Origin of the sequence: Pseudomonas sp. R28(2017), assembly GCF_002112505.1 — a bacterium.
Classification (GTDB): domain Bacteria; phylum Pseudomonadota; class Gammaproteobacteria; order Pseudomonadales; family Pseudomonadaceae; genus Aquipseudomonas.
On record NZ_NEHW01000018.1, the window covers coordinates 48,862 to 71,551 of the forward strand.

Genomic DNA, 22,690 nt, shown 5'->3' on the forward strand with positions numbered 1-22,690 from the left:
TGATCTGGACATTCAATGGTGTTTTCCGGACCTGTTTTGCATGACCCCTGATATCCACCTGCTGATCCTGCCGTTGTCTGATTTCGCCTTGCTGCCGTTCGGTGCGTTTCTCGACAAGCTGCGCTTCAGCGCCGACGACGAGGACTACAGCCAGCAACGCTACTGCAGCTGGACCCTGGCCAGCCTCACCGGTGAGCCAGTACCGTCGAGCAGTGGCGCGGTGATGCAGGTGCAGGCCATTGCCGAACAGTTACAGTGGGAAAACTACGACTACCTGGTGCTGTTCGGCAGCCGCAATGCCGAAGCGACTGCCGCATTGGCACCCCACTACCAGCGCCTGCTCAAGCGTGCGGCCAGGGCGGGGGTGAAACTGGTCGCCATCGACAACGCTGCTTTTCTGCTGGCCGCCTGCGGCCTGCTGGACGGGCACAAGGTCGTGGTGCACTGGCGCCATGAGGCGGAGTTCCGCGCATCTTTCCCGCATCTGCAGCTGCTGCGCGAGCAGCTGTACTGCATCGATGGCGCGCGTATCACCTGTGCCGGCGGCACGGCAGCCATCGACCTGGCGGTGGAGCTGCTGGCGGGTGCCTGCGGGCGCGCCCGGGCGCTCAAGGGCCTTGCCGACATGCTGGTCGACGAGTCGCGTGACAGTCGCCATGCCCTGCGTTCGCTGGAAACCGGCGCAGGGCAGGGGCGCCAGGTACAGCGTGCGCTGGCCCTGATGCGTCATCACCTGGGGGCGCGTTGGTCGATCGAGCAGCTGGCGGGCGAGCTGGGCATCAGCCGCCGGCAACTGGACCGGCAGTTCCAGGCCAGCCACGGCATGAGCGCCAAGGCCTGGTGGCTGGAAATGCGCCTGCAGCAGGCGCGCTGGCGGTTGCTCAACGCCAGCCACAGCCTGGCGCAGATCGCCGATGAGGTCGGCCTGGGCGATGCCAGCTACCTGGGAAAATGCGTGAAGCGGCGGTTTGGCTGCACAGCATTGGCGCTGCGCACAGGTGCTACGCGGCCCTTTCGCGACACAAGGCCGCTCCTACAGGGTCATTGCGGTGTGCCGAACAAGCCGGTCCAGTAGATGCCCGCATCGCTCTTTGGGTCCACCGCATAGGCCGCGCCCATTTCGCGGAAATCGGCGTTCATCAGGGTGGCGCAATGGCCGGGGCTGTCCAGCCAGCCATCCACCACCTTCTGTGCCGTGTCGCGCCCGGCGGCGATGTTTTCGCCAATCTGCCGATACAGGTAACCGGCCAGCTCAGCCCGGTCGCCCGGCGTGCGCCCGTCCTTGTCGATATGGTCGAAGAAGTTCTGGTTGGCCATGGCTCGCGTATGATTCGCCGCCACGCCCGCCAGCGTTGCATTCCAGCTCAACGCCGGTGCGGCGGGGAATGGCTGGCCACCGCACTGGTGTGGCGCCTTGCGCGCACTGTTGATGGCCTGCAACAGCTTCTGCCCTTCGGCCTGCCAGTCGCCCAGGCGCCCGCTGAGCAAAGGGCGGGCAAGCACGATGCGCCAGTCGCGGCCTTCCTGGCTGACGCCGATATCGACGAACTGTGGGTCTAGCACCACCTGGCAGAAGCTCTCTTTGATGGCGTTCATGGCCGCGTTGGCATCACGCGGGCCAGACAGGCTGATGGCCTGCACGTTAACCATCGGGTAGGCCGCGCGGCTCATGGCCTGCTGCAGGTCGCGGGTGCCTTCCGGCGACAGGGCCAGGCGCGTGTCGCTGTTGAGCGGCGGCAGTTCCACCGACACCTCGTCACCGCAGCGCTGGGCCTGGTTGCGGTAGGTATTGATCGAATCGATCAGCTGCGCCTCTTCGCCGGTGACGGCCAGGGCTCCGGTCGACATGACCAGGCCCAGCGACAAGGCGGCAACGGATGACAGGACGCGCATGTGGATCTCCCTGTGACTGGCAGCGTCTTGGTATGCGCTGCTCATCCTACACAAGCGCAAGGCGTTTGGCCCACTCTCGTGCAAAGCAATGAAAACGCCCGCAATGACTTGCGGGCGGCAAAAGAGGGAGTAGACCGGTAAACGCCAGAAAAGTGCGATGGCCAGTCAACGCGCCAGCGCCTGGTTCGGCTTGTAGAACAGAAAATGCCGGGTCTCGGCGGTCTTGCGATAGGCCTTGGCCCAGTCCGGGTGCACGTTGCGGTCATGGAAATACAAGGCGCCCCCGGTCGGGTCCTTGAGCTGCTGGTTCAATGCCTTGCGCGCGATCTCCTTGGCCACGTCGTAGCGCTGCGCTTCCTCGACCTGGTCGGAACGCCCGTCACACCACCAGGAAAACTGGCAGGACTTGGTCTCCACGCCCTGCTTGACCACACCACAGATGGTATCGGGGAAGCCTTCGTGGCCCAGGCGGTTGAGCACCACGCTGGCCACCGCGCTCATGTCCTGGGCGTCGGCGCCCTTGGCTTCCCAATAGATGGTGCGGGCCAGGCAGGTGATGCTGTCGTCCATCGGCGCCTGGCCTGCCGGGTCCACCGCCTGCACCTCGCCTGGGGTGATGGTTTCCGGTTTTTTCGGCGGCGGGGCATCCTCCACCACCTTTTTCTCCAGCTTTTCTGCCTTGTCTTCGGCCACGGCGGCCTTGGCGCTTTCGGCGGCGTGCAAGGGGCTTGCGAGCAGGGCCGAAGTCAAGCAGATCACCATCCACGAAAGGCGCATGGTCGAGTTTCCGAAGTGTGGGCTGATTCACAGTCTAGCCAAACGGCTTCACTTCAGCGTAAGCATTAGCACCAAAGGCAAGGTCACGGCCGCCACCACGGTCTGCAGGGCGATGATGGTCGCCATCAGCGGCGCGTTGCCGCCCATCTGCCGCGCCATCACGTAGGACGACGAAGCGGTCGGCAAGGCCTGGAACAGCACCGCCACGACCGCCGCCTGGCCGCTCAGCCCCAGCACGCGGCACAGGCCCCAGGTGGTCAGCGGCATGACCAGGAACTTGAAGGCCGATGCCGCCAGCAGTGGCCGCACTTGCTGGCCGAGGCTGGCGCCGCCGAGCGCGGCACCCACGCACAGCAGGCCCAGGGGCAGGGCGGCCTGCCCCAGCGCCTTGACCGTGGGCTCCAGGCCCGCCGGCAGGCCCAGGCCGGTGACCCGCAGCAACAGGCCGCCGGCGCAACCGACGATCAGCGGGTTGGCAAAGATGGCCCGCAACACGGTCGCCGGCGAGCTGTGCCGGGCACTGAAGCGGGCGAACACCAGCACGCAGAGCAGGTTGACCAAGGGCACGATGGCGGCGTTGGCCACGGCGGCCAGGGCAATCCCGGCGCTGCCGTAGATGCCGGCGGCGAGGGTGGCGCCGATGTAGTTGTTGAAGCGCACGCCGCCCTGGAACACCGAGGTGAAGTCGGCGCCCTCGTGGTTCACCGCACCCTGGTAGAGCACCAGCAGCACGGCACCCAGCAAGGTCGAAAGCATCAGCACACCGACCATGCCCAGCACCGGTACGCCTTCGAGGTTGGCCGTGGCCAGGCCATGCAGGAACAGTGAGGGCAGCAGCACGTAGTAGCTCAGGCGCTCGGCACCGGGCCAGAACGACTCGGCGAGAAAACCACGGATGCGCAGGAAGGTGCCGAGGCTGATCAGCAGGATGATGGGCACCAGGGTGGTCAGCAGCAGGTGGAGCATGGGTGTGATTCCGTGGTCGGGTACGGGCACAGGTTAGCGTGGCGGACCGGTCGGGAAAAACGTTGATTTCTGCAGTGACCGTTGAGGAAAACTGTACCTTCAGGCGTCCATGGCGGTCTTCAGCACTGCACTCAGGTGCCGCCGCTGACTTTTTTCGTGTTCCAGCAGCACCACCCGCCGCACCAGCTGAGGCTCGCCAAACGGCAGGCAGGTGGCGGGCGGCAGGCGCTGCAGGTCGTCATCGGCCATGGGAATGATCGCCACACCCAGCCCCATCAGCGCCATGCGCGCCAGCGCTTCCTGGCTGTCCAGCTCCATCTGTTCGCTGACCTGCAAATGCTGGCGGCGCAGCTCCTGCTCGATCTGCCGCCCGGCCCAGGCGCGCTTGTCGAAGCGCAGGAACGGCTGGCTGGCGAGCAGCTGTGGCAGGCTGTGGCCGGCCAGGTCGGGGTGGGCGATGGCCCAGAAGCGGTCTTCGAACAGGGGCGTGAAGTCCAGGCTTTGCGGGTAGGGGCTGACCGGCTCGGTGGTGATCGCTGCATCCAGTTCGCCATCTTCCACACGCCGTGCCAGCTCTGCCGACATGCCTGAGTTGACGCTGATGTGCAGGTCCGGATGGTGCGCCTTGATCCACACGAGGGCCTTGGGCAGGCGTCGGGCCAGGACCGTGTGGATCGCCCCCAGGCGCAGCCGGCCACGCAGGCTCGGGCCGCTGGCCAGGGCATCGGCCAGTTCGTCGTAGGCACCGAGTATGTGCTCGGCCCGCGCCACGGCCAGTTGCCCGGCCTCGGTCAGCACCACCTGGCGGCGGCTGCGGTCGAACAGCGCGACCTTGAGCTCGTCCTCGAGGGTCTTGATGTGCAGGCTCACAGCCGAAGGCGTGAGGCTGAGCAGGTCGGCGGCACGGGCGAAGGTGCCGTGGCGCGCGATGGTCACCAGGGTGCGCAGGGCTTTGAGGGACACGCGAACGGCTCCGGGCGGCAAGGGAAGTGTTTCAGTCTGTGGCTGGATGGAATGCCTGGCAAGCTGCGCAGTCCCAAAAGTCACGTGGGTACGAAACCCACCTACCCCAAGCCATGGAGAAACGACATGAAAGCAGTAGTCTTCACCGCATTGCTGGCCTCGGCCGGTCTCGCCCAGGCCGCGCAGACGGTGGAACTGAAGCTGGCCGGGGCGGATGGCCCGGGCAAGTCGATCGGTACCATCAGCATCGAACAGAACCCGTACGGCACCGTGCTCACCCCCGACCTCAAGGACCTGCCGCCGGGCGTGCATGGTTTCCACCTGCACCAGAAGGGCTCCTGCGCAGCGGCAGAGGAAAACGGCAAGCCGGTACCGGCGGGCGCGGCAGGTGGCCACTGGGACCCGGATTCCACCAACGCGCACAAGGGCCCGTATGACGACAGCGGTCACCGTGGCGACCTGCCGGCACTTTATGTCGGCGCCGACGGCAAGGCCACCTACCCGGTATTGGCGCCACGTCTGAAAGCCACGGATTTCAAAGGCCATGCATTGATGGTGCATGCCGGTGGCGACAACCACAGCGACCACCCGGAGAAGCTTGGCGGTGGTGGTGCCCGTGTGGCTTGTGGGGTGGTTGAGTAAGGTCGACAGGGCCGGGCAAGCCGGTGCTGGATTAGCTACGCAGCCACGCCACCAACCCCAGCACTGTTGCCGTGGTGTCGCGGCCATGCGGCACCACCAGGTAATAGGCTTCCCGCGGCTTCACCACCAGGTCGGTCAGGCGCACCAGCTCGCCCGAGGCCAGCAGGTGGTCGAGCATGCGCCCCCAGCCCAGCGCCACCCCATGCCCGTGCAACGCGGCCTGGATGGTGTCGGTGTACAGGTGGCAGCGCAGCCCGTAGTCGAGCTTCGGCGGGTTGCCACCCAGGGCGCGGAACCAGGTCGGCCAGGTCATCCAGCCTTCGGTGGTGGCATCGGCGTCGAGCAGGTCGGCGTGGTACAGCGCCTCCAGCGAATCGGGCATGGCATGGTGTGCCAGCCATGCTGGCGAACACACCGGAAAAACCTCTTCCTCGAACAGCTGCAGCGCCGTGCCATCCTCCCAGCGGCCATTACCGTAGCGCACCAGCAAGTCGACATCGTGGTTGCGCAGGTCGCCGGTGAACATCTGCGTGGCCAGGCGCAGGCGTATCTGGGGCATGCTCGCGCGCAGATTGCTCAGGCGCGGCATCACCCGCAGCTGGGAAAAGGTCGCGGTGGTGCTGAGCACCAGCTCCTGTTCTGCGCCACCGTCACTGAGGCGGTCGAACACCGCGGCAACCTTCTGCAGCGACTCGGACATCACCGCGAACAGCGCCTGGCCTTCGCTGGTCAGGCGGATGCCGCGGTGCAGGCGCTGGAACAGCTGGACCCCGAGGTTGTCCTCGAGTTGCCTGATCTGCTTGCTCACCGCTGCCTGGGTCACGCCCAGCTCACGGGCCGCCAGGGTGACACTGCTGTGGCGGGCGACCGCTTCAAACTCGAGGAGGGCAGTCATCGAGGGGATGATGCGTCGGTAGCCTTTGTGCGTATTGCCGTTTTCGGGTGTTTTCATGCGACGTCCTGGCAAGGCGCGACGCGCTGGTCCGCGCCGCGCGCAGACAGTGGCAGAAAACGCGGCAGGCCGATAGGGCTTCTCAGGGTTGGCGCTCGGCTACCGCACGCAAGGTCCGCAGCGTCACCACCGGGGCGTCGACGACGAAGCGGTTGGCCAGCCAGCCCGGCACGTCCGCCCAAACTGCAACTGATAGTTTTGCCAGTAGTACGATTGCTTTGCCCTTTCTAATCTGTGTGTGCGGCTAAAGAATGGCTTTGGCCGGAAGAGGGTAGTGACATGAATATTCTTGAATATGCAGGCGTGAAATTTAACGAAGAAGCCAGGCAACAAGCGAGGGCTGAAGTAGAGCAGTGGTTCAGTGTTACCTGGAAGCGCCCGAATGAAGAATATGAAACTCATGAGGGCTCAGACGCGTTCATCGACTATGAGTTTAATGTTGGCCACATTCAGCTGGTAGGCAACATAATCCGAAATCACTCATGGTTGGTGCTTAACATTCCCAACGATTATGACGACGGCATCTATGACATTATCACGTTCGACCAGAAGCTGGCGGGGGACGAAGGTGTCGTGTTGGGAGGCGCATTAGACCAAATTATGATGGTGGACTGGAATGGGAAAGTGGAATTTGCACGAAAAGAAAAATTCACGGCAACATTTTTTGCAAGCAATGAACGCGGCTATGAAATCAAGCACGCGAGCATGGAATTCAATAGCTATAAGAAGTAGTTAACAAGCGCCGTTGTGATGGCATGCGGTCATGGATTTGAATTGCATATATTCTCCATGAGGCGTCAGGCTCTCACGGCTGGCGCTCGGCTACCGCACGCAAGGTCCGCAGCGTTACCACCGGGGCGTCGACGACGAAGCGGTTGGCCAGCCAGCCCGGTACGTCCCCGGCAGGGTCTGCCTGCAACTGGTAGGTCACCTCGGTTTCGCGCTCGCCGAGCGGCTTCATGATCCATTCGCCCGACAGGTGCTGAACGCGGATCAACCCAGGCTCTTCGGGCAAGCGGCCCGGTTCGGCGCTCAGGTGGCGCACCAGGGTGCCGTCATCCAGGCGCTCGGTGCGGACCTTGAGAATGATGTCCCGTGGCAGGGTCGGCCACGGCAGGTTGGTGGTCAGGTAGACCCAGGTGCTGTCGCCGTCCACGTCCAGCAAGCGCATCTGCTCGCAGGCATACAGCCATTTGCACGCCACCCGCAGGTTTTCCTGCAGGTCGACGAGGGTACGCACGCTGGCTTTCATGGTGCTGACGCCGCGGAACTGCTGATAGGGCGAATCGGCCACGCCGCTGAGGTACACGCGGATACCTTCGCGGTCGTAGGCAATCTTCCAGTCGTCAGCGGCCAGGCTGGCGGTGGCAACCAGCAAAAGGGTAAGTATCAGGCAGCGGTTCATGGCCAGTACCGCGCTATGGGGCAGGGCTTTTCAGTATGAGCGGCAAACAGAAAGCCCGCCAGGTGGCGGGCTTTCGGGCATCAGCCTGAACTCAACGCTGTGGGTTGAGGGTCAGGTGCACATGACGGTTGACGTCCTTGTACAGCAGGTAGCTGAACTTGCCTGGGCCACCGGCGTAGCAGGCCTGCGGGCAGAAGGCGCGCAGCCACATGAAGTCACCGGCTTCCACTTCGACCCAGTCCTGGTTCAGGCGGTATACCGCCTTGCCTTCCAGCACATACAGGCCGTGTTCCATGACGTGGGTTTCAGCGAACGGAATCACGCCGCCCGGCTGGAAGGTGACGATGTTGACGTGCATGTCGTGGCGCATGTCGGCCATGTCGACGAAGCGGGTGGTGACCCAGCGGCCTTCGGTGCCCGGCATTTCGATGACAGTGGCGTTGTCGCGGTGGGTGACGAACGACTCAGGCACGGCCAGGCCTTGGACCTTCTGGTAGTGCTTGCGCAGCCAGTGGAAGGTGACGTTGGCCTTGCTGTTGTTGCGCAGGCTCCACTCGGCGCCCGGTGCCAGGAAGGCGTAGCCGCCTGGGGTCAGGGTGTGGTGCTTGCCTTCGACGGTGATGTCCAGCTCGCCTTCGACGATGAACACCACGGCTTCGGCGTTCGGGTCCAGCTCAGGGCGCTCGCTGCCGCCTTCCGGGGCCACTTCGACGATGTACTGCGAGAAGGTTTCGGCGAAACCGGTCAGCGGGCGGGCGATGACCCACATGCGCATCTTGTCCCAGAACGGCAGGTGGCTGGTGACGATGTCACGCATCACGCCTTTGGGGATGACGGCATAGGCTTCGGTGAACATGGCACGGTCAGTCAGCAGCTCGGTCTGAGCTGGGTGCCCACCGTGGGGGGCGAAGTAGGAGTGGTTCGACATGAGCGGTCTCGACTTGTTGTTCTCTCCCCGTGCCTTGGACCACACCGGCCGGTGCGTGCAGGGGATGTGCGGACAGCATAGGGGGCAGCCCGCATCATCCACAAATTAAATGTTGAAATACTCGACATTCAGTTACTGAATGCGAACCTGGCGCCCCACGTGGGCCTCCGGCAGCCGGTCGCCGAGGCCGAACAGCTTGTGGCGCAAGGTGCCGTCGGCGTAGCCCAGTGGGTAGCGACCCCGTCGCTGAAGCTCCGGTACCAGCAGCTCGACCACGTTGGCCAGGTCGTCCGGTTGCACGGCATAGGTGAGGTTGAAGCCGTCGATACCGGCCTGGTCGAGCCAGTGCTCCAGCTGGTCGGCAACTTCGCCTGGCGAGCCGACCAATACCGGGCCGCGCCCGCCCAGGCCGACGAATTCAGCGGCCTCACGCACGCTCCAGCGGCGGTTCGGGTCGGCGGCGGTGAACGCTGCCAGGGCGGCGCGGCCAGCATCATTCTCGACATATTCGATGGGGGCGTCCGGGTCGAGGCCGGCGAAGTCGATGCCGGTCCAGCCCGACAGCAGGGCGAGGGATGCATCCAGGTCGACGTAGCGGCGGTATTCGGCAAAGCGCGCCTGGGCCTCTTGCGTGGTCGGCGCGACGATCAGCAGCGCCTGGGCATAAATGAGCACCTCGTCGCGGCCACGCCCGGCTACCTCGCCGGCCTGGCGAATACCGTCGGCGTAGCGGCGCAGCACGGTAGGTGTCGGGCCGCTGATGAACACGCACTCGGCATGGCGAGCGGCGAACTGCTGGCCGCGCGCCGAGGCACCGGCCTGGAACAATACCGGGGTGCGCTGGGGCGAAGGCTGGCACAGGTGCATGCCGGGCACCTGGAAGTGCTCGCCAGCGTGCTGTATGGCGTGCACTTTCGACGGTTCGATGTAGCGGCCGGTTTCGCGCTCCAGTGCCACGGCATCGTCTTCCCAGCTTTTTTCCCAGAGTTTGTACAGCACCTCCAGGTATTCCTCGGCCAGGTCGTAGCGCTGGTCATGGCCCAGCTGACGGGCCAGGCCCAAGTTGCGCGCGGCGCTGTCGAGGTAGCCGGTGACGATGTTCCAGCCGACCCGGCCATTGCTCAGGTGGTCGAGCGTGGACATGCGCCGGGCAAACGGATAAGGGTGCTCGTAGGTCAGCGAAAAGGTCACGCCGAACCCCAGGTGCTCGGTGACCCCGGCCATGGCCGGCACCAGCAGCAGCGGGTCGTTGACCGGCACCTGCACGCCACCGCGCAGGGCGGCTTGCGGGCCACCCTGGTAGACGTCGTAGATACCCAGCACGTCGGCGATGAACAGCGCATCGAACAGCCCGCGCTCCAGCAGGCGCGCAAGGTCGGTCCAGTAGTCCAGGCGGTTGAACGCCACGCTGGTGTTGCGCGGGTGGCGCCACAACCCCGGGGACTGGTGGCTGGCGGCGTTCATGCTGAAGGCGTTGAAACGGATGTGACGAGGCATGGCCTTCACTCCCTGATCACGGCAACACGGAAGCCGGGTAGATGGCATCGGCCACCTGCAGCTTGCGCGGGATCAGGCCCAGGCCCTGGAAAGTATCGGCCAGTTTCTGCTGCTCGGCGACGATCTGGGGGGTGATGGCCACGGCGTTGTAGTTGCGCCGTTCGCTGGCCACCTCCAGCACGTTGGCGCTGATGCCCAGTTGCGGCGCCAGCAGTGCGGCGACTTCGGCGGGCTTGGTGTTGGCCCATTGGCTGACTTTGCCCAGTTCGCTGAAGAAGGTCTTCAGCAGGTCGCGGTGCTGGTCGGCGAAGGCGGCGGTGGACAGGTAGAAGGTGCGGTTGTTGGACAGGCCGCTGCCATCGCGCAGGTTCTTCAGGCCCGGCTGGCTTTCGGCTGCCGCGAGGAACGGGTCCCACAGGGTCACGGCCTGCACGCTGCCGGATTGCAGGGCGGCGACGGCATCGGCGGCGTTGTTGACGTAGGCCGGGGTGATGTCCTGATAGCTCAGGCCGGCCTGTTCCAGGGCCACCGCCAGCAGGTACTGGGCATTCCAGCCGCGGCCGGTGGCCACGCGCTTGCCTTTGAGGTCCTGCACTGCGGTGAGGTGATCCTGCTCACGCACCACCAGGCCGATGCCGCGCGGGTAGGGCTGCTCGGCGGCCAGGTACACCACCGGTTTGCCGGCGGCCTGGGCGAACACCGATGGCGCGTCTGCAGCGTGGCCCAGGTCGATGGCACCGGTGCTCAGCGCCTCGAGCAGTTGCGGCCCGGCGGCGAATTCGTGCCAGCTGACCTTCACGCCTTGGGGCGCCAGGGCCTTTTCCAGCGCGCCGCTGCCTTTGAGGATGTTGATGCTGTTGAACTTCTGATAGCCGATGCGCAGGGTCTTGGTGTCTTCGGCGAAGGCGCTGGACCAGGGCAGCAGGCTGCTGGCGAAAGTCGCCAGAATGCCGCCTAGCAGTAGGCGGCGCAGGGGGGAGAAGGGCATTGACGTCGCTCCTTGAGCAGGTGGGAAAGGGTGCACCCAGCCTAAGGAGGAGGCGTTTGGCTTTCAATTTTTTAATTCCATTTGGTTAGAATGTTTTGTTCTTTTTATATCCTTTTGTGTTTGCGTCATCTGATGACGACATTTTCCAATCCTCTTGCTAGGATTCGGGCCAAATTCGAGGAGCCCCCGTTCATGCCCATCCTGCGCCGGCGCAGCACCCGTATCGCCCTGACTGCCACCACCGGCCTGGTGGCTGCGACCCTGGGCTTTTTCGCCTGGCAATCGTTCTACCCGGTGCAGGCCGCCAGTGGCTGGCATGTCGAGGTGCTGCACCGCGACGTGGCCAAGGCCGCCTCGTTGCTGCCCCAGGCCGACGGCAGCCTGCTGGTCAGCCGCGAGCTGGATGACGGCAAAGGCAGCATCCTCAAGATCACCGCCGGCGGCGACCGCGTGGTGCTGATCGACAACCTGTCCAAGCCCGACGGCATGGTCGCGGCACAAGGTGGCTGGGTGTTCAGCCAGGAAGGCGGCCACGCGCCGGTGAGCCTGGCCCGTGATGGCCAGGTCACCCAGCTGTTCAACGGTGACAGCGTGCAGGGGCTGTGGAATGACGGCGATCACCTGTATGCCATCGAAGACCGCAAGGGCAATGGGCGCCTGATGCGTTATGACTGGGCCAGCGGCCAGCTCGACGTGCTGCGCTCGGGGCTGACCGAAACCGAGGGCCTGACCCGCTGCGCCGACGGCCGTCTGTTGTACACCGAGAAAGGCACCGGCATCGTTCGTGCGTTGTCCGACGACGGCAAGGACCCGGTGGTGGTTGAGGGCCTGCGCCATCCCACCTTCCTGATGTGCGACCAGCGCGGCCTGTGGATCAGCGAAGACAACACCCACCGCGCGCGCCTGCTGCGCGTGGACGCCGATGGCACCCAGCACGTGGTGCTGACCTTCCTCAAGGCACCGCAGTCGATCATCGCGGATGGCAAGGGTGGCTACCTGCTCGCCGAAGGCGGGCGCAATCGCGTGTTGCAGCTGACCCCGCCCGCCGACGAGGCCACCGCCCAGCGTTAACTGGGCAGGCGGCGCCCGCGCCCTGGCAGCAGCCCCAGCACCAGCATGCAACCGAGCAGGATCACCCCTGCGGCAGGCTCGGCACCGGCACCACCAGCAGCAGCGGCAAGGTCAGTACGCCACCCGCAGGCTAGCGGGTTGTTGCAAAGGATTTCAAGGTTGATGTCGCCTGTTCAGGGCAGTTCGCGGGCTCGCCCGCTCCCACAGGTATCGCGCAAATCTCACGCCCTGTGAAGTACCTGTGGGAGCGGGCAAGCCCGCGAAGAGGCCGGAACAGGCTATCCAGCTACCATCAGCAACGATTGCGGCACCGTGCTCTGCGGATGCTGTGGCTCCTGCAGGCTCAGCAGCCTGAACCCCGCCATGTCCAGTGCATTCAACCAACTGGCCAGCGTGCGGAAATACCACGGCATTGGCCGCCAGTCCCCGGCAAACCCGGCAAACGACTCCTCGCGCCAGCCGTCCTGATAATCACCGCCCGCCACGCTCCAGGGGTGCAAGGTCTGGATCACCAGCACGGCATCGGGTGCGAGCAGGGCTTTCATGGCCGCCAGCAAGGGGATGATGTCTTGATGCAGAAGGGCGAAATTGGCGCAGATCAGGTCATAGCCGCTGCCGATATCCCCGTCACCGTCGACCAGCTGGGCATAGCTGGCCTGGTGCACCTGCGCCGAACCTGCGGCCCGCGCAGCCTCGACCAGCGCGGCGTCGCCATCCACGCCAGTCACCGCGATGCCGCGATCGGCCAGCGCCCGCAACAACCAGCCCTCGCCGCAACCCAGGTCCAGTACGCGCTCAGGCTGGCGACCGAGGATCGCCAGCAGGATTGCCTGGTCGGTCACCTGCAGGCGGCTCTCGATGGCGCCGCCACGCACGGCGTCTATCCAGGCTTGGGCGTTGAACTGCCAGCTGTGCAGCAGGGCGTCTTCGGGGTTGGGCATGGTCATGTTCCTGAGCAGAGGGACTGCTCAAGCATAGGCATCTGCTGTTGCCTTGTCTGCGCTTGCCTGCGCCGGTGCCTGGAGCGCCTCGCGCCCATAGAAGCCCAGGGCGGTGGCCCAGGTGGTCAACCATACGAAGATCCCGGCCCAGAAGGTGTGCGACATGTAGTGCCAACCTTGCAGCACGCGGGTCGTGCCGTAGATGAAACCGATCAGCAGAATGGCCACCAGCAGCTTGCGCGCATGCTGCCAGCGGTAGCGCAACGCCACGAAGTACAGCGCCAGAAGGGTGAAGCCGCTGGACGCGTGGCCGCCCGGCCAGCAACGGCCTTCGCCCGCCTTGCTGAACCAGGTGAAGTTCTCGTACCACTCCACGCGTGCCTCGGGGCCGCCGTAGAGGGTGGTTTCCACCGGGCAGTACACGCTGGTGTGGCTTTTCAGGTAATGGATGACCGTGGTGCACAAGGCAAATGCCACCACCACGAACAGGAAATCACGGCGGTGACGGCTGGTGAAACGCAGCACCGGGCTGATGCGGGCAGCATTCAGGCCGCGGGTTATCAGGGCGTCGGGGTGGTTAGCCAGGCGTGGCCAGATGAACGACAGCAGCGAACCGATGATTGCCGCCTCGCCGGTCCAGTTCGGCAGGATGCGCGGCCATTTGTGGGTCACTTTCTCGAACAGCTGGTCATGCAACAGCGGGAACTGCCCGGTGACCGGGTCGAGCAGCAGGTTGCTGATCCAGCGGTCCAGTTCGGTCAGGTCGAACAGCAGGAACACGATGGCTGCCAGCAGCAGTGGCACCAGCAGGTTATTGACGTAGAACGTGGTGCGTGAAGAAACGGGCATGCTTACTTCCCTGTGCTGCTGTTGAGTGTCTGCCATTGGTTGGCGTTGAGTTGCCCGAGCAAGTGGGCCTTGCCGTTGCTGTCTTTGCTGACGAACAGCGCACTGGCATAGCCGGCAACGCGCTCACCGCCCGCCACGCCCAGCTGCCGCTCGAGGTGGTCGATGCAGCCGCTGTGGGTGACCAGCACCAGGTTGTGGCCCTCACGCTTGTGGGCCAGGGCAGCATTGGCGAAGGTGCTGTCACAGCGCGCCAGCCAGTCCTGGGTTTCGATGCCCTTGCCGAACACGAACGACGCGGTCTGCTGGGTGCGGACTTCCGGGCTGCTGAGGATATCGGCATTGGCCAGGCCCAGGCGACGGATGCCGTCGCCGACGGCGGCTGCCGCCTGGCTGCCGTCCACGGTGATGCCGGCTGGGTCGCCAAGGCAGGCGTGGTTGGAGCGGTCGCAGCGTTCGGCATGGCGAACCAGAACAATTACCTTGCCGCTGTTCCAGGCGCTGTAGACGCCATGCTCGCTCATCAGCTGCGCGCTGCCCAGGTTGGTGACATGCGTTCGAAACACGTGCCAGAGGCCGAACGCGGTGAAGGCCAGCAACGCGGCTATCAGCCAGGCGGCAGGCAGGTTCCGGCGTTTCAGGCGCAGAAGGCGCGGGTGTGTCGCAATTACATTTTCCAGCATGCTGCCACTCCGAGGACAAGGCTGGCAGCACCTTATCCTCGGGTTTGTGGCCCGACAGTGAAGCGGATGTGAAAATTGTCTTATCCCTGCCAGCCGCCGCCGAGCGTCTTGTACAAGGTCACCCGGTTGACCTGCTCGGCCAGTTGCAGGCTGATCAGCGTCTGCTGCGCGGTATAGAGCGAGCGCTGGGCGTCGAGCACATCGAGAAAGCTGTCCGAGCCTTGCTTGTACAGCGCCAGCGACAGGCTGTAGCTGGTCTGGGTGGCATCGGTCAGGTTGCGCTGGGCGTCGAGCCGTTCATGGATGTGGGCACGCACCGAGAGCGCATCGGCCACTTCGCTGAAAGCGGTCTGCAAGGTCTTTTCATAGGTGGCCACCTCGATCTCGCGATTGACCTTGGCCGCGTCGAGGCCGGCGCGGTTGCTGCCGGCGTTGAAGATCGGCAGGTTGATCGACGGGGCGAAGTTCCAGGCGCCGCTGCCGCCCTTGAACAGCCCGGACAGCTGGCTGCTGGCGCTGCCGCCGCTGGCCGTCAGGGTGACGCTGGGGAAGAACGCCGCGCGCGCCGCGCCGATGTCGGCGTTGGCCGCCTTCAGCGTGTGTTCGGCGGCCAGCACGTCGGGGCGGCGTTGCAGCAGCGCCGAAGGCAGGCCGGCGGGTACGGCGACCAGCAGCGCGGCGTTGCCCTGGCTGTCATCCGGCAACAGCGTGCTGTCCACGCGCTGACCGACCAGCAGCTCCAGGGCGTTGCGGTCCTGCTCGACCTGGCTGGCGTAATTCGCTGCATCGGCGCGGGCCGACTCCACGGTGCTGCGGGCCTGCGCCAGGCTCACCCCAGACTCGCCACCCAGGCCGTGGCTCTGCTGCACCAGGGCGTAGGTCTTCTGCTGGCTGGCATAGGTCTCGTTGGCCAGCTTGAGCAGCTGCTGGTCGGCGGCCAGGGTCATCCACGCACTGGCCACCTCGGCTACCAGGCTGATCTGGGTGCTGCGGCGGGTCTGTTCCAGCGCAAGGTACTGTTCCAGGGCGGCATCCTTGAGATTGCCCAGGCGCCCGAACAGGTCCAGCTCGTAGCTGCTGACGCCCAGGCCGACGCTGTACTGGCTGCTGACCGAGGTGCTGCCGTTGGCCAGCGCCCGCTGACGGGTGCCATCGGCCGTGGCCGACACTGCCGGCAGCAGCGCGGCGCGCTGGATGCGGTATTGCGCCTGCTGGTACTCGACATTCAACGCCGCTACCCGCAGGTCGCGGTTGCTGGCCAGGGCCAGGGCCACGGTGTCGCGCAGGCGGTGATCGACGAACAGCGCTTGCCAGCTGACATCCGCACGGGCCGCGCCGCTGTCGGTGGCAGTGCCCGGCCACTGCTCGGCCACCGGCGCCGCCGGGCGCTGGTAGTCGGGGGCCAGGTTGACGCAGCCGCTCAGGGCCAGCGCCAGCAAAACAGGGGACAGGCGCATCAGGCTTCTCCGGCAACGGTTGCGGTGCGGTTGGCGCGGCGCCCGGCCAGGCGTTGCACCAGCACATAGAACAAGGGAATGAAGAACAGGCCGAGCAGGGTGGCGGCGAGCATGCCGCCCAGCACGCCGGTGCCGATCGCCTGCCGCCCGCCAGCACCGGCACCGGTGCTCAGCGCCAGTGGCAGCACGCCGAGGATGAACGCCAGCGAGGTCATCAGCACCGGCCGCAGGCGGATGCGCACGGCTTGCAGGGTGGCGCTCAGCAGGTCCTGGCCGCGTTCGTAGCCTTCCTTGGCGAATTCGACGATCAGGATCGCGTTCTTGGCCGCCAGGCCCACGGTGGTCAACAGCCCGACCTGGAAGTACACGTCGTTGGCCAGCCCGCGCAGGCCGGTCAGCAGCAGCGCGCCAAGGATGCCCACGGGCACCACCAGCATCACCGCAAACGGCACCGACCAGCTTTCGTACAGGGCTGCCAGGCACAGGAACACGAACAGGATCGAAACGGCGTACAACAGCGGCGCCTGATTGCCGGCCAGGCGCTCCTGATACGACTGCCCGGCCCAGGCATAGCCGATGCCATCGGGCAATTGCGCCATGATCTGCTCGACCGCCGCCATCGCATCACCAGAGCTGACACCTGCTACCGGCTCGCCCACCAGTTCGTACGAGCCGAATCCGTTGAAGCGCTCCAGCAGGGGTGAAGCGGTGCTCCACGAGGTGCTGGTGAAGGCCGACAACGGCACCATGGCGTCGCTGTCGTTGCGCACGTACCAGGCGCCGATGTCTTCGGCCTGCATGCGCTTGTCGGCTTCGCCCTGCAGGTACACCTTTTTCACCCGCCCGGCGTCGATGAAGTCGTTGACGTAGCTGCCGCCCATCACCGTGCTCAGGGTGGCGTTGATGTCGCTGGCGGCAACACCCATGGCGCCGGCCTTGCGGTCGTCGATGGCGACATTCAGCTGTGGGGTGTCTTCCAGGCCCTGGGCGCGCACGTTGGCCAGGCGCGGGTCCTTGGCGGCCAGGGCGATGAACTGGTCACGCGCCTTGAGCAGCTCGGCGTGGCCGAGGCCGGCCAGGTCCTGCAGCTGCACGTCGAAACCGGAACTCTGGCCCAGGCCCTGGATGGCCGGCGGGGCGATGACGAACACGTTGGCATCGAGTATCGACGACAGCGCCATGTTGGCCCGGCGTGCGACGGCTGCTGTGCTGTGTTCGTCGCCCTGACGCTCGCTCCAGTCCTTGAGCTTGATGAAACCGCGCCCGGCGTTCTGCGCATTGCCGCCGTTGCCCAGGCCGCGCACGGTCAGGATCGAGTCGACTTCCGGCTGCTTGAGCATGTAGTCCTGCACCTGGCGGCTCACCGCCTGCAGGCGCTGGTCGGTACCACCGACCGGCAGGGTCATCTGCATCATCAGCATGCCTTGGTCTTCCTCGGGCAGGAATGCGCTGGGCAACTTCTGGAATATCAGCGCCACGCCGCCGAGTACCAGGGCATACACCAGCAGGCCGCGCAGTGGCCGTGCCAGCACCTTGCCGACGGCACGCTGGTAGCGCTCGGACGTGCGCGCGAAGCTGCGGTTGAACCAGCCGAAGAAGCCGCGCCGTACCTGGCCATGGGCGGCCACTGGCTTGAGCAGGGTGGCGCACAGCGCCGGGGTCAGGGTCATGGCCACCAGCACCGACAGGGTCATGGCCGCGACCAGGGTCACCGAGAACTGCCGGTAGATCACCCCGGTGGAGCCGCCGAAGAAGGCCATCGGGATGAACACCGCCGACAGCACCACGGCGATACCGACCAGCGCGCCGCTGATTTCGCCCATCGACTGGCGTGTCGCCTCGCGGGGACCCAGGCCTTTCTCGGCCATGATGCGTTCGACGTTCTCCACCACCACGATGGCATCGTCCACCAGCAAGCCGATGGCCAGCACCATGCCGAACAGGGTCAGGGTGTTGATCGAATAGCCGAGCAGGGCCAGTACACCGAACGTACCGAGCAGTACGACCGGTACGGCGATGGCCGGGATCAGCGTGGCGCGCAGGTTCTGCATGAACAGGTACATGATCAGCACCACCAGGGCGATGGCCTCGAACAGCGTCTTGACCACCTCCTCGATGGAGATCTTCACGAACGGCGCGGTGTTGTAGGCCACCTCGCTGCGCAGTTGCAGCTTGCTGGGGAAGAACTGCTGCAGCTCGGCCAGCTTGGCCTGTACCGCGTCGGCAACGTCTAGGGCGTTGGCGCCGGTGGCCAGGCTCACGGCCAGGCCTCCGGAGGGCTGGCCATTGTGTTCGGCGACCACGTCGTAGCTTTCGCTGCCCAGCTCGACCCGTGCCACCTCGGCCAGGGTCACCACGGCGCCGGCGCTGTTGTGCTTGAGCACCAGGTCACGGAACTGGGCGGCGGTCTGCAGCTTGCTGCGGGCGTTGATGGTGGCATTGAGCTGCTGCCCGGCGCGGGCGGGCAGGGCGCCCAGCTGGCCGGCCGAGGTGTCGACGTTCTGCGCTTCGAGTGCGCTGCTCACGTCCGACGGCATCAGCGCGTACTGCTTGAGCTTGTCCGGGTCGAGCCAGATGCGCATGGCGTAACTCGACCCCAGGGTGGTCACGTCGCCGACGCCGCTGACCCGGCTGATCTGGTCGTACAGGGTGCTGGAGATGAAGTCGCTGATGTCGGTGGCGCCGATGTCGGGGTTGTCCGACACCAGGGAGACGATGATCAGGAAGTCGCTGGCCGAGTTGTGGATCTCGATGCCTTGCTGCTGCACCGCGTCGGGCTGCCGTGCCTTGGCCTGGTCCAGCTTGGTCTGTACCCGCATCTGCGCGGTGTTGATATCGGTGCCGGCCTCGAAGGTCAGGGTGATCTTGGCGCTACCCGCCGAGCTGCTGGTGGATGACATGTAGGTAAGGCCGTCCAGGCCGGTCATGTGCTGCTCGATCACCTGGGTCACCGAGTCTTCCATGGTCTTGGCCGAGGCGCCTGTGTAGGTGGCGCTGAGGCTGATCTGTGGTGGCGCGATGTTGGGGTACTGCGCCAGCGGCAGCGTGAAGATGGCCAGGCCGCCGCCCAGCATCACCAGGATGGCGATGACCCAGGCGAAGATCGGCCGGTCGATGAAGAAACGTGCCATGTAATACGCCTCAGTTGCTGTCGTTGTGAGCGGTCAGGGTGCTGTCCCGGACCTGCACCTGTTGGCCCACGCGAACCTTCTGCAGGCCCTGGACGATCACCTGGTCACCCACCGCCAGGCCCTGGCTGACCCACCAGCGGTTATCCACCGCGCGGGCCAAGGTGAGTTCGCGCTGCTGCACCTTGCCGTCGACCACCACCAGGGCGGTGGCGCCGCCGCGTTCGTCGCGACTGACGGCTTGCTGCGGCACCAGGATGGCGTCGTGCTGCACGCCTTCCTGGACGGTGGCCTTGAGGTACATGCCAGGCATCAGCAGGCCGTCGGGGTTCGGCACCACGGCGCGGAAGGTCACGCTGCCGGTGCTTTCGTCGACGCTCACGCCATTGAAGGTGAGGGTGCCGGCATGGGCATAGGTGCTGCCGTCTTCGAGTTCCAGGCTGATGCGCGTGGCGTCCTGCTGTTCACTGGCGGCGAGCTTGCCCTCGGCCAGCTCGCGCTTGAGGCGCAGCAGGGTGCTGCTGGGCTGGGTGAAGTCGACATAGATCGGGTCCAGCTGCTGCACGGTGGTCAGGGCGGTGGTCTGCTCGGCGGTGACCAGCGCGCCAGGAGTGACGGATGAGGTGGCGGTGCGGCCAGCGATCGGTGCGTTGATGCGGGTGTAGTCGAGGTTGATCTGCGCCGTACGCTGTGCGGCCTGGGCCGATTGCAGGCTGGCGCGGGCTTCGAGCAGGGCGGCCTGGGCGCTTTCGTTGTCCTCGGCGCTGATGGCGTCGATCTTCACCAGTTGCGCATCGCGCCTGGCCTTGAGCTCCGCCGCCTTGAGCGTGGCGTTGGCCGAATTGACGGTGGCCTTGGCCTGGGCCAGCGCTGCCTGGTACGACTGCGGGTCGATCTGGTACAGCGCCTGGCCGGCCTTGACCGTGTCGCCTTCGTTGAACAGGCGCTGCTGGATGATGCCGCCGACCTGCGGGCGGATATCGGCCATCAGGTGGGCGCTGGCGCGGCCGGGCAGGGTGGTGGTCAGCGCCTGGGCGGTGCTGGTCACGTCAAAGACGGTGACCTCTTGCAGCGGGGGCGGTGCGGCAGCGGTCTCGGCTTCGCGGCAACCGCCGATGACCAACAGGCCGGCACTGAGCAACAGCGCGCGGGCCAGGGGCGAACGGGCAAACATCAGGGAGTGGAACAACGTAGGCATCGCAGGCTCCGAGCCAGAGAATTTCGATGGCCCCAGCGTGCGTGGCAATTGTGCAGGCAATGTGCAGAAAGCGTGGAGATTGCCCGGCGAGCCTTGCGGCAGCAGGGCCTGCGCGCTTCAATGTCGGCAAGTCCAATGTGCCGGCGGTGCCATGAAAGTCAGCCTTTCCCGCAAGTTCTTCATCGCCATGCTCGCGGTGTGCGCGTTCGCCGTGCTGGGCATGGTGTTCGCCGCCTACCTGAGCCTGAAGTACGGTTTTCTCGGCTACCTCAACCAGCAGGCCGAAGAACGCATGGAGCGCATCGTGCCGCGGGTCGAGCAGGCCTATGCCCGCAACGGCAGCTGGGACTTCATCCGCCGCGACAAGGACCAATGGTTCGAGCTGCTGCGCCCGGACGATGCCCGGCCGGACAAGACCTTCGACCCCAGCCTGCTGACCGTCTCGGACCTGACCGGCGCGTTCGTGCGCTTTGCCCTGCTCGATGCCCAGCGCCAGCCGATCATTGGCTACCAGGGCGCCAGCCGCGACATGCTGCTGCGGCCCATCCACCACCAGGGCCAGGTGGTCGGCTGGATGGCTCTGGCGCCGTTGCAATCGGTGACCAGCGTCGGTGACCGGCGCTTCCAGCTCAACCAGCTGCGCTCGAGCCTGCTGATAGGCCTGGCCTGCCTGCTGGCCACGGCGGTGATCGCCTGGTGGCTGAGCCGCGCCCTGTTGCGGCCGATCCGCGAAGTGGCCAGCGCGACCCATCGCCTGGCGGCGGGGGACTATGCGATCCAGTTGCCGGTGCGTTCGGCCGACGAAGCCGGGCAACTAGCCGGTGACTTCAACCGCATGGCCGCCACCCTGGCCAGCAACGAGCGCATGCGCCGCGATTTCATGGCGGATATTTCCCACGAGTTGCGCACCCCGCTGGCGGTGATGCGCGCCGAGCTGGAAGCCATGGAAGACGGCATTCGCCCGCTCGATGGCAACGCCCTGCGCTCGTTGCAAGGCGAGGTGGGGGCGCTGAGCAAACTGGTCGACGACCTGTTCGACCTGTCGCTGGCAGAGGTTGGCGGCCCCACCTATCGCCGCGAGCGCATCGACCTGCGGGTGCTGCTGCCGGTGGTGGCCGATGCCTTCCAGGCCGGTTTTGCCGAGCGTGGCCTGGCATTGCGCCTGGCATTGCCGGAAACACCGCTGTGGGTGCTGGGCGATGAGTCACGCCTGGGCCAGTTGCTGCACAACCTGCTGGAAAACAGCCGGCGCTATACCGATGCGGGCGGCCACACGGTGCTGCGCGCATTCCAGGACGGCGACCAGGTGCTGGTGCAATGCGAGGACACCGCCCCCGGCGTGGACAGCGCGTCGCTGGCGCGCCTGTTCGAGCGCTTTTACCGCGCCGAGCGTTCGCGCAACCGTGCCAGTGGCGGCACCGGCCTGGGCCTGGCAATCTGCCGTGGCATCGCCGAAGTGCACGGTGGCAAGCTGACGGCCAAAGCCTCGGCCCTGGGCGGCTTGCTGTTGTGCCTCACGCTTCCGGCTGCCGGAGATCAGGCATGAGCCAGATTCTGTTGGTGGAAGATGAACCCAAGCTCGCCGCGCTGGTGGGCGATTACCTGCGCGCCGGTGGCCACCGCGTCGACCACCTGGACGACGGCCTGGCGGTGATCCCGGCGATCCGCCAGGGCCAGTACGACCTGATTCTGCTCGACCTGATGCTGCCCGGTCGCGATGGCCTGGATATCTGCCGCGAGCTGCGCGGCTTCAGCCAGATGCCACTGATCATGATGACCGCCAGGGTCGACGAAATCGACCGCCTGCTGGGCCTGGAGCTGGGCGCCGACGACTACATCTGCAAGCCGTTTTCGCCGCGCGAGCTGGTGGCACGGGTCAAGGCCGTGCTGCGCCGTAGCGGCCAGCAGGCGCCGAGCCTGGGGCTGGAGCTCGACGCCCGTGCGTTCCAGGCCCGCTACAAGGGCGTGGCGCTGGACCTGACGCCGGTAGAGTTCCGCATGCTTGCCGCGTTGGCGGCCCGGCCCGGCCAAGTGCTGTCTCGCGACCAGCTGATGAACCACATCTACCAGGACCACCGGGTGGTGGCCGACCGTACCGTCGACAGCCATGTGAAGAACCTGCGGCGCAAGCTCACGGCAGTCACCCCGGGTCACGATCCGTTGCGCTCGGTGTACGGGGTGGGCTACAGCCTGGAGTTCGAATAGCGCATAGGGGCTGCCTGTACCGGCCTCTTCGCGGGCGAGCCCGCTCCCACAGGGATCGCGCCAGTTTTCGGATCTTGAGCAAGACAGCTTTCGTCCTGAGTGTTGCACGGTCATTGTGGGAGCGGGCTTGCCCGCGAACACGGGCGAAGC

The 22,690-nt window shown here is 65.7% G+C and carries 21 protein-coding genes and 1 pseudogene; 6 read left to right on the forward strand and 16 right to left on the reverse strand.

All coding sequences use genetic code 11. The features are described from left to right. The first annotated feature begins 40 nt into the window (after positions 1-40). Entirely contained in the window at positions 41-1,075 is a 1,035-nt protein-coding gene (locus tag CAF78_RS24615) for a GlxA family transcriptional regulator (RefSeq protein WP_085677647.1), read from the forward strand. Here the strand turns inward: CAF78_RS24615 and CAF78_RS24620 are convergent. From CAF78_RS24620 to CAF78_RS24635, 4 genes are all read right to left on the reverse strand, one after another. Beyond that, the gene (locus tag CAF78_RS24620; RefSeq protein ID WP_085677646.1) at positions 1,042-1,893 is read right to left on the reverse strand and encodes a CAP domain-containing protein; all 852 of its coding nucleotides are present in this window, start codon (positions 1,891-1,893) and stop codon (positions 1,042-1,044) included. The genes CAF78_RS24615 and CAF78_RS24620 overlap by 34 nt on opposite strands. Positions 1,894-2,058: 165 nt before the next feature. Then, positions 2,059-2,670, reverse strand: coding sequence for a cell wall hydrolase (locus tag CAF78_RS24625; protein WP_085677645.1), 612 nt, complete (start codon positions 2,668-2,670; stop codon positions 2,059-2,061). 48 nt (positions 2,671-2,718) lie between these two features. Beyond that, on the reverse strand, positions 2,719-3,636 hold the full coding sequence (locus CAF78_RS24630; RefSeq protein WP_085677644.1) for an AEC family transporter: 918 nt from the start codon (positions 3,634-3,636) through the stop codon (positions 2,719-2,721). A gap of 99 nt (positions 3,637-3,735) precedes the next feature. Beyond that, complete coding sequence (locus tag CAF78_RS24635) at positions 3,736-4,599, reverse strand: LysR family transcriptional regulator (RefSeq protein ID WP_085677643.1); 864 nt, start codon at positions 4,597-4,599, stop codon at positions 3,736-3,738. 126 nt (positions 4,600-4,725) lie between these two features. Between CAF78_RS24635 and sodC the strand changes: the two genes are divergently transcribed. Further along, complete coding sequence (gene sodC / locus CAF78_RS24640) at positions 4,726-5,241, forward strand: superoxide dismutase family protein (RefSeq protein WP_085677642.1); 516 nt, start codon at positions 4,726-4,728, stop codon at positions 5,239-5,241. 31 nt (positions 5,242-5,272) lie between these two features. Here sodC and CAF78_RS24645 read toward each other — a convergent pair whose 3' ends face one another. Continuing rightward, entirely contained in the window at positions 5,273-6,193 is a 921-nt protein-coding gene (locus CAF78_RS24645) for a LysR substrate-binding domain-containing protein (RefSeq protein WP_085677641.1), read from the reverse strand. A gap of 82 nt (positions 6,194-6,275) precedes the next feature. Beyond that, positions 6,276-6,368: pseudogene (locus CAF78_RS28350) on the reverse strand (lipid-binding protein); the annotation flags it as partial. Positions 6,369-6,472: 104 nt separating this feature from the next. On the opposite strand from CAF78_RS28350, the gene CAF78_RS24650 reads away from it, so the two are divergent. Further along, positions 6,473-6,925, forward strand: coding sequence for a hypothetical protein (locus tag CAF78_RS24650; protein WP_085677640.1), 453 nt, complete (start codon positions 6,473-6,475; stop codon positions 6,923-6,925). Between the two features lie 73 nt (positions 6,926-6,998). Here CAF78_RS24650 and CAF78_RS24655 read toward each other — a convergent pair whose 3' ends face one another. From CAF78_RS24655 to CAF78_RS24670, 4 genes are all read right to left on the reverse strand, one after another. Continuing rightward, a complete protein-coding gene (locus tag CAF78_RS24655; RefSeq protein ID WP_085677639.1) occupies positions 6,999-7,598 on the reverse strand; it encodes an START domain-containing protein in 600 nt (199 codons plus the stop codon). Positions 7,599-7,689: 91 nt separating this feature from the next. Continuing rightward, positions 7,690-8,526 (reverse strand): bifunctional allantoicase/(S)-ureidoglycine aminohydrolase, encoded by an 837-nt coding sequence (locus CAF78_RS24660; RefSeq protein WP_085677638.1) that lies wholly within the window; start codon positions 8,524-8,526, stop codon positions 7,690-7,692. A 132-nt stretch (positions 8,527-8,658) separates the two neighbouring features. Then, entirely contained in the window at positions 8,659-10,023 is a 1,365-nt protein-coding gene (locus CAF78_RS24665) for an LLM class flavin-dependent oxidoreductase (protein ID WP_085677637.1), read from the reverse strand. Positions 10,024-10,039: 16 nt separating this feature from the next. Continuing rightward, on the reverse strand, positions 10,040-11,011 hold the full coding sequence (locus CAF78_RS24670; protein ID WP_085677636.1) for an aliphatic sulfonate ABC transporter substrate-binding protein: 972 nt from the start codon (positions 11,009-11,011) through the stop codon (positions 10,040-10,042). Between the two features lie 192 nt (positions 11,012-11,203). Here CAF78_RS24670 and CAF78_RS24675 point away from each other — a divergent pair, with 192 nt between their 5' ends. Further along, positions 11,204-12,082 (forward strand): SMP-30/gluconolactonase/LRE family protein, encoded by an 879-nt coding sequence (locus CAF78_RS24675; RefSeq protein WP_085677635.1) that lies wholly within the window; start codon positions 11,204-11,206, stop codon positions 12,080-12,082. A gap of 278 nt (positions 12,083-12,360) precedes the next feature. Here CAF78_RS24675 and CAF78_RS24680 read toward each other — a convergent pair whose 3' ends face one another. From CAF78_RS24680 to CAF78_RS24705, 6 genes are all read right to left on the reverse strand, one after another. After that, positions 12,361-13,023 (reverse strand): bifunctional 2-polyprenyl-6-hydroxyphenol methylase/3-demethylubiquinol 3-O-methyltransferase UbiG, encoded by a 663-nt coding sequence (locus CAF78_RS24680; RefSeq protein WP_085677634.1) that lies wholly within the window; start codon positions 13,021-13,023, stop codon positions 12,361-12,363. 27 nt (positions 13,024-13,050) lie between these two features. Continuing rightward, entirely contained in the window at positions 13,051-13,872 is an 822-nt protein-coding gene (locus CAF78_RS24685) for a phosphatase PAP2 family protein (protein WP_085677633.1), read from the reverse strand. 2 nt (positions 13,873-13,874) lie between these two features. Continuing rightward, the gene (locus CAF78_RS24690) at positions 13,875-14,552 is read right to left on the reverse strand and encodes a histidine phosphatase family protein (protein WP_085677632.1); all 678 of its coding nucleotides are present in this window, start codon (positions 14,550-14,552) and stop codon (positions 13,875-13,877) included. A gap of 80 nt (positions 14,553-14,632) precedes the next feature. Continuing rightward, entirely contained in the window at positions 14,633-16,009 is a 1,377-nt protein-coding gene (locus CAF78_RS24695; RefSeq protein ID WP_085677631.1) for an efflux transporter outer membrane subunit, read from the reverse strand. Then, a complete protein-coding gene (locus CAF78_RS24700) occupies positions 16,009-19,140 on the reverse strand; it encodes an efflux RND transporter permease subunit (protein ID WP_085677630.1) in 3,132 nt (1,043 codons plus the stop codon). Before CAF78_RS24700 ends, CAF78_RS24695 begins: the two co-directional genes overlap by 1 nt. A 10-nt stretch (positions 19,141-19,150) precedes the next feature. After that, positions 19,151-20,335 (reverse strand): efflux RND transporter periplasmic adaptor subunit, encoded by a 1,185-nt coding sequence (locus CAF78_RS24705; RefSeq protein ID WP_085677629.1) that lies wholly within the window; start codon positions 20,333-20,335, stop codon positions 19,151-19,153. Between the two features lie 151 nt (positions 20,336-20,486). Here CAF78_RS24705 and CAF78_RS24710 point away from each other — a divergent pair, with 151 nt between their 5' ends. Both CAF78_RS24710 and CAF78_RS24715 read left to right on the forward strand, forming a co-directional pair. Next, positions 20,487-21,881 (forward strand): ATP-binding protein, encoded by a 1,395-nt coding sequence (locus CAF78_RS24710; protein WP_085677628.1) that lies wholly within the window; start codon positions 20,487-20,489, stop codon positions 21,879-21,881. Then, complete coding sequence (locus tag CAF78_RS24715) at positions 21,878-22,540, forward strand: response regulator (protein WP_085677627.1); 663 nt, start codon at positions 21,878-21,880, stop codon at positions 22,538-22,540. The genes CAF78_RS24710 and CAF78_RS24715 overlap by 4 nt, the downstream gene beginning before the upstream one ends. The last annotated feature ends 150 nt before the right edge of the window (positions 22,541-22,690 follow it).

What these genes read in the sequence shown, in the direction of transcription:
- CAF78_RS24615 (WP_085677647.1), top strand. Translation starts at nt 41, where the DNA reads ATGACCCCTGATATCCACCTGCTGATCCTGCCGTTGTCTGATTTCGCC.
- CAF78_RS24620 (WP_085677646.1), bottom strand. Translation starts at nt 1,893, where the DNA reads ATGCGCGTCCTGTCATCCGTTGCCGCCTTGTCGCTGGGCCTGGTCATG.
- CAF78_RS24625 (WP_085677645.1), bottom strand. Translation starts at nt 2,670, where the DNA reads ATGCGCCTTTCGTGGATGGTGATCTGCTTGACTTCGGCCCTGCTCGCA.
- CAF78_RS24630 (WP_085677644.1), bottom strand. Translation starts at nt 3,636, where the DNA reads ATGCTCCACCTGCTGCTGACCACCCTGGTGCCCATCATCCTGCTGATC.
- sodC (WP_085677642.1), top strand. Translation starts at nt 4,726, where the DNA reads ATGAAAGCAGTAGTCTTCACCGCATTGCTGGCCTCGGCCGGTCTCGCC.
- CAF78_RS24645 (WP_085677641.1), bottom strand. Translation starts at nt 6,193, where the DNA reads ATGAAAACACCCGAAAACGGCAATACGCACAAAGGCTACCGACGCATC.
- CAF78_RS24650 (WP_085677640.1), top strand. Translation starts at nt 6,473, where the DNA reads ATGAATATTCTTGAATATGCAGGCGTGAAATTTAACGAAGAAGCCAGG.
- CAF78_RS24655 (WP_085677639.1), bottom strand. Translation starts at nt 7,598, where the DNA reads ATGAACCGCTGCCTGATACTTACCCTTTTGCTGGTTGCCACCGCCAGC.
- CAF78_RS24660 (WP_085677638.1), bottom strand. Translation starts at nt 8,526, where the DNA reads ATGTCGAACCACTCCTACTTCGCCCCCCACGGTGGGCACCCAGCTCAG.
- CAF78_RS24665 (WP_085677637.1), bottom strand. Translation starts at nt 10,023, where the DNA reads ATGCCTCGTCACATCCGTTTCAACGCCTTCAGCATGAACGCCGCCAGC.
- CAF78_RS24670 (WP_085677636.1), bottom strand. Translation starts at nt 11,011, where the DNA reads ATGCCCTTCTCCCCCCTGCGCCGCCTACTGCTAGGCGGCATTCTGGCG.
- CAF78_RS24675 (WP_085677635.1), top strand. Translation starts at nt 11,204, where the DNA reads ATGCCCATCCTGCGCCGGCGCAGCACCCGTATCGCCCTGACTGCCACC.
- CAF78_RS24680 (WP_085677634.1), bottom strand. Translation starts at nt 13,023, where the DNA reads ATGCCCAACCCCGAAGACGCCCTGCTGCACAGCTGGCAGTTCAACGCC.
- CAF78_RS24685 (WP_085677633.1), bottom strand. Translation starts at nt 13,872, where the DNA reads ATGCCCGTTTCTTCACGCACCACGTTCTACGTCAATAACCTGCTGGTG.
- CAF78_RS24690 (WP_085677632.1), bottom strand. Translation starts at nt 14,552, where the DNA reads ATGCTGGAAAATGTAATTGCGACACACCCGCGCCTTCTGCGCCTGAAA.
- CAF78_RS24695 (WP_085677631.1), bottom strand. Translation starts at nt 16,009, where the DNA reads ATGCGCCTGTCCCCTGTTTTGCTGGCGCTGGCCCTGAGCGGCTGCGTC.
- CAF78_RS24700 (WP_085677630.1), bottom strand. Translation starts at nt 19,140, where the DNA reads ATGGCACGTTTCTTCATCGACCGGCCGATCTTCGCCTGGGTCATCGCC.
- CAF78_RS24705 (WP_085677629.1), bottom strand. Translation starts at nt 20,335, where the DNA reads ATGCCTACGTTGTTCCACTCCCTGATGTTTGCCCGTTCGCCCCTGGCC.
- CAF78_RS24710 (WP_085677628.1), top strand. Translation starts at nt 20,487, where the DNA reads ATGAAAGTCAGCCTTTCCCGCAAGTTCTTCATCGCCATGCTCGCGGTG.
- CAF78_RS24715 (WP_085677627.1), top strand. Translation starts at nt 21,878, where the DNA reads ATGAGCCAGATTCTGTTGGTGGAAGATGAACCCAAGCTCGCCGCGCTG.